The 12074-nt window shown below is 56.4% G+C and carries 9 protein-coding genes; 5 read left to right on the top strand and 4 right to left on the bottom strand.

Annotation, left to right across the window (positions count from 1 at the left end):
- Positions 1-9: 9 nt before the first annotated feature.
- The 3 genes from hcp to aqpZ form a co-directional block, all read right to left on the bottom strand.
- Entirely contained in the window at positions 10-1662 is a 1653-nt protein-coding gene (gene hcp, locus FHW76_RS05600) for a hydroxylamine reductase (RefSeq protein ID WP_044649737.1), read from the bottom strand.
- 143 nt (positions 1663-1805) lie between these two features.
- Entirely contained in the window at positions 1806-2705 is a 900-nt protein-coding gene (locus tag FHW76_RS05595; RefSeq protein WP_008805835.1) for a lysine exporter LysO family protein, read from the bottom strand.
- Between the two features lie 115 nt (positions 2706-2820).
- Positions 2821-3516, bottom strand: a complete 696-nt coding sequence (gene aqpZ, locus FHW76_RS05590; RefSeq protein ID WP_002896434.1) for an aquaporin Z — start codon at positions 3514-3516, stop codon at positions 2821-2823.
- A gap of 419 nt (positions 3517-3935) precedes the next feature.
- On the opposite strand from aqpZ, the gene FHW76_RS05585 reads away from it, so the two are divergent.
- The 3 genes from FHW76_RS05585 (at position 3936) to macB (ending at position 8784) form a co-directional block, all read left to right on the top strand.
- Positions 3936-5594: an ATP-dependent endonuclease gene (locus FHW76_RS05585; RefSeq protein WP_008805837.1), complete on the top strand. Its 1659-nt coding sequence runs from the start codon at positions 3936-3938 to the stop codon at positions 5592-5594.
- Positions 5595-5731: 137 nt separating this feature from the next.
- Positions 5732-6847 carry a macrolide transporter subunit MacA gene (gene macA, locus FHW76_RS05580; protein WP_183476374.1) on the top strand — a complete coding sequence of 372 codons (1116 nt, stop codon included), beginning with the start codon at positions 5732-5734 and terminating at the stop codon, positions 6845-6847.
- A complete protein-coding gene (macB, locus tag FHW76_RS05575; protein WP_117144893.1) occupies positions 6844-8784 on the top strand; it encodes a macrolide ABC transporter ATP-binding protein/permease MacB in 1941 nt (646 codons plus the stop codon). Before macA ends, macB begins: the two co-directional genes overlap by 4 nt.
- A 66-nt stretch (positions 8785-8850) precedes the next feature.
- Here the strand turns inward: macB and cspD are convergent, their stop codons facing one another.
- Complete coding sequence (gene cspD / locus FHW76_RS05570) at positions 8851-9072, bottom strand: cold shock-like protein CspD (protein WP_002896516.1); 222 nt, start codon at positions 9070-9072, stop codon at positions 8851-8853.
- A gap of 325 nt (positions 9073-9397) precedes the next feature.
- Between cspD and clpS the strand changes: the two genes are divergently transcribed.
- Positions 9398-9715 carry an ATP-dependent Clp protease adapter ClpS gene (gene clpS / locus FHW76_RS05565; RefSeq protein ID WP_002896520.1) on the top strand — a complete coding sequence of 106 codons (318 nt, stop codon included), beginning with the start codon at positions 9398-9400 and terminating at the stop codon, positions 9713-9715.
- Positions 9716-9745: 30 nt separating this feature from the next.
- Positions 9746-12025: an ATP-dependent Clp protease ATP-binding subunit ClpA gene (clpA, locus tag FHW76_RS05560; RefSeq protein ID WP_012542332.1), complete on the top strand. Its 2280-nt coding sequence runs from the start codon at positions 9746-9748 to the stop codon at positions 12023-12025.
- Positions 12026-12074 lie beyond the last annotated feature (49 nt).

Below are 12074 nucleotides of genomic sequence, written 5' to 3'. Positions count from 1 at the left end.
AGGGACTCCTTAAGCGCTCAGCAACTGCTGCATATCTTGTTCCACGGTGGTCACGGAACGCAGTCCAAACTTCTCATTGAGGATCGCCAGCAGATCCGGGGTGAAGAAGCCAGGCGCCGTCGGGCCGGTGACGATGTTTTTCACCCCCAGCGACAGCAGCGTCAGCAGGATGACGATCGCTTTCTGTTCGAACCAGGAGAGCACCAGCGACAGCGGTAGGTCGTTAACACCGCAGCCCAGTTTTTCCGCCAGCGTAACCGCGAGAATAATTGCCGAGTAGGCATCGTTGCACTGCCCGGCGTCGACCAGACGCGGCAGACCTTCGATATCGCCGAAGTCCAGCTTGTTAAAGCGGTATTTACCGCAGGCCAGGGTCAGGATCAGGCAGTCATCCGGCACGCTGGTGGCGAAATCGGTGAAGTAGTTACGCTCCCCGCGGGCGCCGTCGCAGCCGCCGACGAGGAAGATATGGCGCAGTTTTTCACGGCTGACCAGATCGATCAGCGTATCCGCCGCGCCAAGCAGGGTCTGACGGCCAAAGCCGACGGTGATCAGATGCGGGATTTCGCTGTACGGGAAGCCCGCCATCTGCTGTGCCTGGGTGATAACCGGGGCGAAGTCTTCACCTTCCAGATGGTTCACGCCCGGCCAGCCGACGATGCTGCGGGTCCAGATGCGGTCGTCGTAGGCGCCGACGGTGGGGTCGATGATGCAGTTCGAGGTCATCACGATAGGGCCCGGGAAGCGGGCGAATTCCACTTGCTGGTTTTGCCAGCCGCTGCCGTAGTTGCCGATCAGATGTTTGAATTTACGCAGCTCCGGATAGCCGTGCGCCGGCAGCATTTCGCCGTGGGTATAGACGTTAACACCGGTGCCTTCCGTCTGCTCAAGCAGGTTATACAGATCTTTCAGATCATGGCCGGAGATCAGGAGGCACTTCCCTTCGGTGGCTTTAACGTTCACCTGAGTCGGCGTCGGGTGGCCATATTTAGTGGTTTCACCGGCGTCAAGGATACTCATCACCTGGAAGTTCATCTGGCCGATTTCCATCGAACATTCCAGCAGCGCGTTCATATCCGCCGGCCAGGTTCCCAGCCATGCCATGATTTTATGGTACTGGGCATAAATCGCGTTGTCGTACTGGCCGAGTACGTGGGCGTGCTCCATATAGGCCGCCGCGCCTTTCAGGCCGTACAGGCACAGCAGACGCAGACCGAGAATATTCTCGCCGATGGCGGCTTTATCTTTATTTGGGGCATAGTCTGCCGCCTGACGCTGCAGGTCACCCAGATCGTCGCTGACCAGGTGTAAATCGGCTACCGGGTTATCAACCGCGGCGCTGGCGTCGAGGTTCTGGCACTGCGCTTTCAGCGCCTCACGCAGGGCAATCGCCTGGCGGGCGTAGCCGACGATACGCGGAGAATCGAAGTTGACGTTGGTCAGGGTGGAGAAGAAGGCGCGGGGGGCGAAACTGTCGACCTCATGATCGATAATGCCATATTCGCGGGCCTTGAGCGCCCAGGCGGACAGGCCTTGCAGTGACGCAATCAGCAGATCCTGCAGATCGGAGGTTTCCGCTGTTTTACCGCACATCCCCTGCGCGTAAGAGCAGCCGTTGCCGGCTGGGGTACGAATGGTTTGTTCACATTGCACACAAAACATGGTCACACCTTTAAAGTTATATTTAATATACATGTTTAAGGTTATGCCGCATGGCACAAGGTGAAAAGGCATTTCTGATACAACTTAAAGGGAGATTGATTTAGCGCAAATTTGGCGGCAGGGAGTCTGCCGCCAGCGGGTATTCAGGCGGTAAAAAAGGCGATCAGGATCGGGACCAGCAGGCTAAGCAGAAAACCGTGCACGATGGCGGCAGGAACAATCTCGACGCCGCCGGAACGCTGGAGTACCGGTAAGGTGAAGTCCATCGAAGTGGCGCCGCACAGCCCCAGCGCTGTGGAGCGGCTGCGGCGAACAAGGCCCGGAATTAACATGATAGCCAGCAGCTCGCGACACAGATCGTTAAAGAACGCCGCACTGCCGATCACCGGGCCAAAGGATTCAGTGAGTAAAATACCGGAGAGCGAATACCAGCCGAAACCGCTCGCCATCGCCAGACCGGTCTTTAACGGCAGACCGAGAATAAAGGCGTTAAGTATCCCGCCAAGTAATGAACTGGCCATAACCACCATGGCGACGATCATTCCCCGACGGTTAAGGACTATTTGTCGCAGACTCATTCCATTATTGCGTAATTGAATACCGACGAGGAACAGGAGAAAGATCAGCGTATATTCGCTGGCTTCGGTCGCGTGCTGTAAAAAAGACAGGCCGGTCAGGCCGAGCAGAAAACCGAGCACGACCACGCCGCACAGCTGCAGCGATTCCAGGGCCATGGCCAGGCGCGAAGGTAATTTCTCCTGCCGATGCTGACTGCGCCATGGCATTTTACTTTCCAGCCACAACAGGGCGGCAATATTACACAGTAAAATGATGACCACGCTCACTGCAGCGTAATGCAATATGGCCAGCAGGTTGCTTGCCAGATTGTCGAGGAATGCCAGGCTGATCCCCATAAAGAAAAGGATGACATAGACAATCCAGCTGAGCATCCGGTTAATCAGTTTTAGCGCGGAGGGTTGACGAAGTGGCACCAGATAGCCGACAACCAGCGGCAACAGAATGATGAAGAGTCCCGATAACATGAACGATGCAGCCCTTGCATAATGAGAATAGCGCCCATGACACTACCCAAATCACCGGGCCGAGTAAAGCTGCCACCAGAAAGAAAAAGCCCGGAAACCCGGGCTTTACAAAGGATTAATCACGTTTTTCCAGCAGGGTGCGATACAGCACGCCGCCGAGGATCCCGCCGACGATCGGCATGACCCAGAACAGCCACAGCTGCTGCAGAGCCCAGCCGCCCTGGAAAATCGCTACCGCGGTGCTGCGCGCCGGGTTGACCGAGGTGTTGGTAACCGGAATGCTGATCAAATGGATGAGGGTCAGCGCCAGGCCGATAGCGATGGGGGCAAAGCCCGCCGGGGCATGTTTATCGGTCGCGCCATGGATAACCAGCAGGAAGCCACAGGTCAGGACAATTTCAATGACGATAGCCGACAGCATGGAGAAGCCGCCCGGGGAGTGTTCGCCATAGCCATTGGAGGCAAATCCGCTGGCGGCGGCATCAAAGCCGGCTTTACCGCTGGCCACCACGTAAAGCACCGCCGCGGCAATAATGCCGCCGACCACCTGAGCGATAATATAGCCAATGACTTCTTTCGCCGGGAAACGGCCGCCGGCCCACAGGCCCAGGGTCACCGCCGGGTTGAAATGCCCCCCGGAAATATGGCCGACCGCAAATGCCATGGTTAATACCGTTAAGCCAAATGCCAGCGCGACGCCGGCAAAACCAATACCGAGCTCAGGGAAGGCTGCGGCAAGCACAGCGCTACCGCAGCCACCAAATACAAGCCAGAAAGTGCCGAAGCATTCTGCTGCTAATTTTCTGAACATAACCACCTCAATTAAATTGTATACGCGCACGAGCGGACCGTGCCGGTCTTTATTTATCGTGATAAGGGATGACGATAAAAATAAAGCGGCGTTATTCTAGAGATAATCGCCATCCCAGAGCCAGTTAAATATATTGATATTATTTGATTTAGGGCAAGGTGAAGGGATTCCGTTTGCCAGTGTAGTCTTTCCTTTATCCGTGGAAGATTATCAATAGTGTAGATCATAACGCCTGAAATAAAACTATTTTGTTTGATGAATAATCAACAGCCGGTAATAGGCGATAAGTGAGTAATTTTATGAATATATTTAATCCGCTGAATATGAGCCACGGATGCGATTAAGCAGAGTGTCATCTTGCCGTCGCCCTCGCTATACTGTTGATTACTGAAGGAGAGTGGTGGTTTAGCGGAGGGGATATGCTTCTTGAGCGCGTAGAAATCGTCGGTTTTCGCGGTATCAATCGTTTGTCGTTGATGCTGGAGCAAAATAACGTCCTGATCGGGGAGAACGCGTGGGGGAAGTCCAGTCTGCTTGATGCGCTGACCCTGCTTTTGTCCCCTGAGTTCGATCTTTATCACTTTGTACGCGATGACTTCTGGTTTCCCCCGGGCGACATCCAGGGGCGCGAGCACCATTTGCATATTATCCTGACCTTCCGTGAAACCGAACCGGGGCGCCATCGGGTCCGGCGTTTTCGTCCGCTTCAGCGCTGCTGGGTACCTTGTGACGATGGTTATCATCGGGTGTTCTATCGTCTGGAAGGCGAGCTCGCCGATGACGACAGCGTGATGACCCTGCGGAGCTTTATCGATGGCGAAGGCGAAGCGCTGGCGGTTGAGGATATTGATGATCTGGCCAGACACCTGGTGCGTCTGATGCCGGTGCTGCGCCTGCGCGACGCGCGCTTTATGCGGCGTATCCATAACGGGACGGTACCGCATTCGCCGCAGATAGAGATCACCGCCCGCCAGCTCGATTTTCTCTCCCGGGAGCTGGTCAGCCATCCGCAAAATTTATCGGACGGTCAGATCCGCGAGGGGTTGTCGGCCATGGTGCAGCTGCTGGAGCATTACTTTGCCGAGCAAAGCAGCGCCCAGACGCGGCATCGTCTGATGCGGCGGCGTTCCCATGATGAACAGCGCAGCTGGCGCTATCTGGATATTATCAACCGGATGATCGATAAACCCGGCGGGCGCAGCCATCGGGTGATTCTGCTGGGGCTGTTTTCCACCCTCCTGCAGGCAAAAGGGACGGTGCGCCTCGATCGCGACGCGCGGCCGCTGTTGCTGATTGAAGATCCGGAGACGCGTTTGCATCCGATTATGCTCTCTGTCGCCTGGCACCTGCTGAATTTATTGCCGCTGCAGCGCGTGACCACCACCAACTCCGGGGAGCTGTTGTCCCTGACGCCGGTGGAGCAGGTCTGTCGACTGGTTCGTGAGTCGTCGAGGGTGTCGGCATGGCGGCTGGGACCCGGCGGAATGAATGCCGAAGACAGCCGGCGTATCGCCTTCCATATTCGCTTCAATCGCGCCTCATCGCTCTTCGCCCGCTGTTGGCTGCTGGTGGAAGGGGAGACGGAGACCTGGGTTATCAACGAACTGGCCCGCCAGTGTGGCCATCATTTTGATGCCGAGGGCGTGAAGGTGATCGAGTTCGCCCAGTCAGGCCTTAAACCCCTGATCAAATTTGCCCGCCGGATGGGGATCCAGTGGCACGTGCTGGTGGATGGCGATGAGGCGGGGAAAAAATATGCCGCCACCGTGCTCGGCCTGCTGAATAACGATCGCGAGCTGGAGCGTGACCATTTGACGAGCCTGCCAGCGATGGATATGGAGCACTTTATGTATCGCCAGGGATTTGATGACGTTTATCACCGGGTGGCGCAGATCCCGGATAATGTCCCTATGAATATGCGGCGGGTGATCACCAAGGCCATCCATCGTTCATCCAAGCCCGACCTGGCGATTGAGGTGGCGATGGAGGCCGGCCGACGCGGGGTGGACGCGGTGCCGACGCTGTTAAAGAAAATGTTCTCGCGGGTACTGTGGCTGGCTCGTGGTCGTGCAGATTAACCTGCGCCGTAGGGCTGGCGCAAAGCTCTCCGGTAGCTAAACAAAACGTAAGCAACGTTAAAAATGGGTGTTCTGTTGTCGACGGGTTTGGATAGAATCACCGTCTGGAGCGGCAGGGAAACAGCAGGAATCGGATAATGAAAGTGAAGGGAAAACGCAGGACAATCTGGTGGTTGTTAGCGATCGTTGTGCTGGGTCTGGCCGTCTGGGGATGGCGGATCCTGAATGCGCCGCTGCCGAACTACCAGACGCTGGTGGTGCGCAAAGGTGACCTCCAGCAGAGCGTGCTGGCCACCGGTAAGCTGGATGCCCTGCGGAAAGTTGACGTCGGCGCCCAGGTCAGCGGACAGCTGAAAACGCTGCACGTCAATATCGGCGATAAGGTCAAAAAGGACCAGTTGCTGGGGGTTATCGATCCGGAGCAGGCGCAAAACCAAATTAAAGAGGTTGAAGCGACGCTGATGGAACTGCGTGCCCAGCTCAATCAGGCGCGCGCGGAGAGCAAACTGGCGCAGGTGACTCTGGCCCGTCAGCAGCAGCTGGCGCAGCACCAGCTGGTCTCGCGACAGGACCTTGATACCGCGGCCACCGATCTGGCGGTGAAACAAGCGCAGATCGGCACTATTGAAGCGCAAATCAAGCGTAACCAGGCGACGCTCGACACCGCGAAGACCAACCTCGACTACACGCGGATCCTGGCGCCGATGGCTGGCGAAGTGACGCAAATTACCACCCTGCAGGGACAGACGGTGATCGCCGCCCAGCAGGCGCCGAACATTCTGACGCTGGCGGATCTCAGCACCATGCTGGTCAAAGCGCAGGTCTCTGAAGCGGATGTCATCCACCTCAGACCGGGGCAAAAGGCGTGGTTTACCGTGCTGGGGGATCCGCTGACTCGCTATGAAGGCACGCTGAAAGACATTTTGCCGACGCCGGAAAAAGTCAATGACGCCATCTTCTACTATGCCCGCTTCGAGGTGCCGAATCCGCAGGGCATCCTGCGTCTCGACATGACCGCGCAGGTGCATATCCAGCTGGCCGAGGTGAAAAACGTGATTACCATCCCGCTGAGCGCCCTGGGTGACGCGGTGGGTGATAACCGCTATCACGTCCGGTTGTTGCGCACCGGCGAGGTAAAAGAGCGTGAGGTTGCCATTGGCGCCCGCAACGATACCGACGTCGCGGTGGTGCAGGGGCTGGATGAGGGAGATGAAGTGATCGTCGGCGAGAGCGCGAGCGGGGCGGCAAAATGACGGCGCTGCTTGAGCTGCGTGATATTCGTCGCAGCTACCCTTCCGGCGACGGCAGCGTTGAGGTACTGAAGGGGATCACCCTCAGCATCAATGCGGGGGAGATGGTGGCGATCGTGGGTGCCTCCGGCTCGGGCAAATCGACGCTGATGAATATTCTCGGCTGTCTCGACAAACCGACCAGCGGCACCTACCGGGTGGCGGGAACCGATATCGCGCAGTTGAATGGCGATGCGCTGGCTCGGCTGCGGCGGGAACACTTTGGTTTTATCTTTCAACGCTACCACTTGCTGTCACATCTTACCGCCGCGCAGAACGTTGAAGTGCCTGCGGTGTATGCTGGCAGCGAGCGACGGGCACGCCTGGCGCGCGCCCATGATCTGCTGGTGCGTCTGGGGCTTGGCGATCGGGCTGACTATCAGCCGTCGCAACTGTCCGGCGGCCAGCAGCAGCGGGTGAGTATCGCCCGTGCGCTGATGAACGGCGGGGAAGTGATTCTGGCGGATGAACCGACCGGCGCGCTGGACAGCCATTCCGGCGAAGAGGTGATGGCGATCCTGCATCAGCTCAAAGCTCAGGGCCATACGGTCATCATTGTCACCCACGATCCGCAGGTCGCGGCCCAGGCGGAACGGATCATTGAGATCCGCGATGGCGAGATCGTCCGCAATCCGCCCGGCAGCCGCCAGGGCGGTGGGCTGCGCGCCCGTCAGCAGGCGGAACCCTCGGCGTGGCGTCAGTTTACCAGTGGCTTTCGCGAAGCGCTGGTGATGGCGTGGCGGGCGATGGCGGCGAATAAAATGCGTACCCTGCTGACTATGCTCGGCATTATTATCGGTATTGCGTCGGTGGTATCGATCGTGGTGGTCGGTGATGCCGCCAAGCAGATGGTGCTGGCGGATATTCGCGCTATCGGCACCAATACCATCGATGTCTATCCCGGAAAGGATTTTGGCGATGACGACCCGCGTTATCAACAGGCGCTGAAGTATGACGATTTGCTGGCGATCCAGAAACAGCCATGGGTGCGTTCCGTCACGCCGGCGGTATCGAAAAGCCTGCGCCTGCGCGCCAATAATATTGACGTTGCCGCCAGCGCGGAGGGGGTCGGGCCGCAGTACTTTAATGTTTACGGCATGACCTTCAGCGAAGGCAATACCTTTAATGAACTGCAGCTCAACAGTCGGGCGCAGGTGGTGGTGCTCGACAGCAATACCCGTCGCCAGCTGTTTCCCAATAAAGCGAAAGTGGTGGGCGAGGTGATTCTGGTGGGCAATATGCCGGCCACGGTGATCGGCGTCGCGGATGAAAAACAGTCAATGTTTGGCAGCAGTAAAATTCTCCGCGTCTGGTTGCCTTACACCACCATGGCGGGAAGAGTGATGGGCCAGTCGTGGCTGAACTCCATTACGGTACGCGTTCATGAAGGTTATGACAGTGAAACCGCGGAGAAACAGCTGCTGCGTCTACTGGAGCTGCGGCATGGTAAAAAAGATGTATTCACCTGGAATATGGACAGCATCTTGAAAACCGCAGAAAGGACCACACATACCTTACAGCTGTTCCTGACATTGGTGGCGGTGATTGCCCTGGTGGTTGGCGGTATTGGTGTAATGAATATTATGCTGGTGTCGGTGACCGAACGGACGCGCGAAATCGGCATCCGCATGGCGGTTGGCGCGCGGGCCAGCGATGTACTGCAGCAGTTTCTCATCGAAGCGGTGCTGGTTTGCCTGGTCGGTGGCGCGCTGGGGGTCACGTTATCGCTGATGATCGCATTTATTCTGCAGCTGTTTCTGCCCGGCTGGGAGATCGGTTTTTCCCCGCTGGCTCTGCTAACGGCTTTTCTCTGTTCGACGTTGACCGGGGTGCTGTTTGGTTGGCTGCCAGCGCGCAACGCGGCACGGCTCGATCCGGTGGATGCGCTGGCACGCGAATAGAAATAAAAATGCCAGTCAGAAGGACTGGCATTTTATTAGCAGGATGTACACAATGAAGCAAAAGAGTTATGCAGCCGTTTCCGCTTCCACAGGGACGATCACGCTGGCGTGGTTGCCTTTTGGCCCCTGGTGAACATCAAACCGAACGGCTTGTCCGGCTTTTAGCGTTCTGTAACCATCCATCTGGATGGTGGAGTAATGGGCGAAAATGTCTTCGCCGCCGCCCTCAGGGCAGATAAAACCGAACCCTTTGGCATTGTTGAACCACTTAACAGTACCCATTTCCATACTTCGACATCCTTCGTAAATCTTTATAAGTAAGATGGAATGAACCGGTGGTGGAGTGACGAGTTGTTCAATTGCTCGCCAACTCTCGCCACTACAATTTAGAGAAATACGAAAACGCGTCAAGCGATTGAGGAGGGGGAACGGCGAAAAATGCGTCAAAATTTGAAGCAGTTAACGCTATTGCCGGGGAATGTGACAGCCGTCGCGGATAGAAGCGATAGATGATAGTTATCTATGATCTGTTGTAGATTTGTGATGAGCATAACCTCTGGTCATCGACAGGCCTCCGCCTGTTGGCAACAGCAACCGATGATGAACACTGACGATGAGTAAGAGAGATTGGCTGGACTTCGAGCACCTGGTTGACGACGAAGTTCGTGATGCGATTAAACCGCCATCTATGTATAAAGTGATATTGGTCAATGATGACTACACTCCAATGGAGTTTGTTATTGACGTGTTACAAAAATTCTTTTCTTATGATGTTGAACGTGCAACGCAACTGATGCTCACGGTTCACTATGAAGGTAAGGCGATTTGTGGCGTGTTTACCGCGGAAGTGGCGGAGACCAAAGTCGCTATGGTGAATCAGTACGCGAGGGAGAACGAGCATCCATTGCTGTGTACGCTGGAAAAAGCCTGAATACAGGCATGAAAATTGGGGGAGGTGCCTATGCTCAATCAAGAACTGGAACTCAGTTTAAATATGGCTTTCGCCAGAGCGCGCGAGCACCGTCATGAGTTTATGACCGTCGAGCACTTGCTGCTGGCTCTGCTAAGCAACCCCTCGGCCCGTGAGGCCCTGGAAGCGTGTTCAGTGGACCTGGTGGCATTGCGTCAGGAACTTGAAGCCTTCATCGAACAAACCACACCCGTCCTGCCAGCCACGGAAGAAGAGCGCGACACCCAGCCGACGCTGAGCTTCCAGCGTGTGCTGCAGCGCGCCGTCTTCCACGTGCAATCTTCTGGCCGCAGCGAAGTGACCGGCGCCAACGTACTGGTGGCCATTTTCAGCGAGCAGGAGTCGCAGGCCGCTTACCTGCTGCGTAAACATGAAGTCAGCCGACTCGATGTGGTGAACTTCATTTCTCATGGTACACGCAAAGACGAGCCGAGCCAGTCTTCCGATAACAGCGGAAGCCAGCCTGGCAATGAAGAGCAAGCCGGCGGGGAGGAACGTATGGAAAACTTCACCACCAACCTCAATCAGCTTGCTCGCGTCGGCGGCATTGATCCCCTGATCGGCCGTGAAAAAGAGCTGGAGCGTGCGATTCAGGTCCTGTGCCGTCGCCGTAAAAATAACCCATTGCTGGTGGGTGAATCCGGCGTCGGTAAAACTGCGATCGCCGAAGGCCTTGCCTGGCGCATTGTGCAGGGCGATGTGCCGGAAGTGATGGCCGACTGCACCATCTACTCGCTCGACATTGGCTCTTTGCTGGCAGGGACCAAATATCGTGGCGATTTTGAAAAACGCTTCAAAGCATTGCTCAAACAGCTGGAGCAGGATACCAACAGCATCCTGTTTATTGATGAAATCCACACCATTATCGGTGCGGGGGCGGCTTCTGGCGGCCAGGTCGATGCGGCTAACCTGATTAAACCGCTGCTTTCCAGCGGCAAGATCCGGGTGATCGGCTCTACCACCTACCAGGAGTTCAGCAACATCTTTGAGAAAGATCGTGCGCTGGCCCGTCGTTTCCAGAAGATCGATATCACCGAACCGTCGGTGGAAGAGACGGTGCAGATTATCAACGGCCTGAAGCCGAAGTACGAAGCGCACCATGACGTGCGTTATACCGCTAAGGCGGTGCGTGCGGCGGTTGAGCTGGCGGTAAAATACATTAACGATCGTCATCTGCCGGATAAGGCAATTGACGTCATTGACGAAGCGGGCGCGCGGGCGCGCTTAATGCCGGTCAGCAAGCGTAAGAAAACGGTCAATGTGGCGGATATCGAGTCAGTGGTGGCGCGCATTGCGCGGATCCCTGAGAAGAGTGTCTCCCAGAGCGATCGCGATACGCTGAAAAACCTTGGCGACCGTCTGAAAATGCTGGTCTTCGGTCAGGATAAAGCCATTGAGGCGCTGACCGAAGCCATCAAAATGGCGCGCGCCGGGCTGGGCCATGAGCACAAGCCGGTTGGGTCATTCCTGTTCGCCGGGCCTACCGGGGTCGGGAAAACCGAAGTGACCGTGCAACTGGCGAAGGCGCTGGGTATTGAGCTGCTGCGTTTTGACATGTCCGAATATATGGAACGTCATACCGTCAGCCGTTTAATCGGGGCGCCTCCGGGCTACGTTGGCTTCGATCAGGGCGGGCTGCTGACCGATGCGGTGATTAAACATCCGCACGCAGTGCTGCTGCTTGATGAGATCGAAAAAGCGCATCCGGATGTGTTTAACCTGCTGCTGCAGGTGATGGATAACGGTACGCTGACCGATAACAACGGGCGTAAAGCGGACTTCCGCAACGTGGTGCTGGTGATGACCACTAACGCCGGGGTGCGGGAAACTGAGCGTAAATCGATTGGCCTTATTCAGCAGGACAACAGTCCGGATGCAATGGATGAGATCAAGAAGATCTTTACGCCGGAGTTCCGTAACCGCCTCGACAACATTATCTGGTTCGATCATCTCTCTACCACGGTGATCCATCAGGTTGTCGACAAGTTTATCGTCGAGCTGCAGGTCCAGCTGGACCAGAAAGGCGTCTCCCTGGAAGTCAGTCAGGAAGCGCGCGACTGGCTGGCGGAGAAAGGTTACGACCGGGCGATGGGTGCACGTCCAATGGGACGCGTCATTCAGGACAACCTGAAAAAGCCGCTGGCGAACGAGCTGCTGTTCGGCTCGCTGGTCGATGGTGGCCAGGTGACAGTGTCTCTGGACAGCGCGAAGAATGCGCTGACCTACGATTTCCAGAGCGCGCAGAAGCACAAACCGGAAGCCGCCCACTAAAGCGATGTCTTCAACGTAAAAACCGGCCCTGGGCCGGTTTTTTTTTGCC

This window comes from Klebsiella sp. RC2 (assembly GCF_014192815.1).
GTDB lineage: Bacteria > Pseudomonadota > Gammaproteobacteria > Enterobacterales > Enterobacteriaceae > Klebsiella > Klebsiella variicola.
The sequence above is the reverse complement of the archived record's forward strand: the minus strand, read 5'-3'. Positions and strand labels throughout refer to the sequence as shown.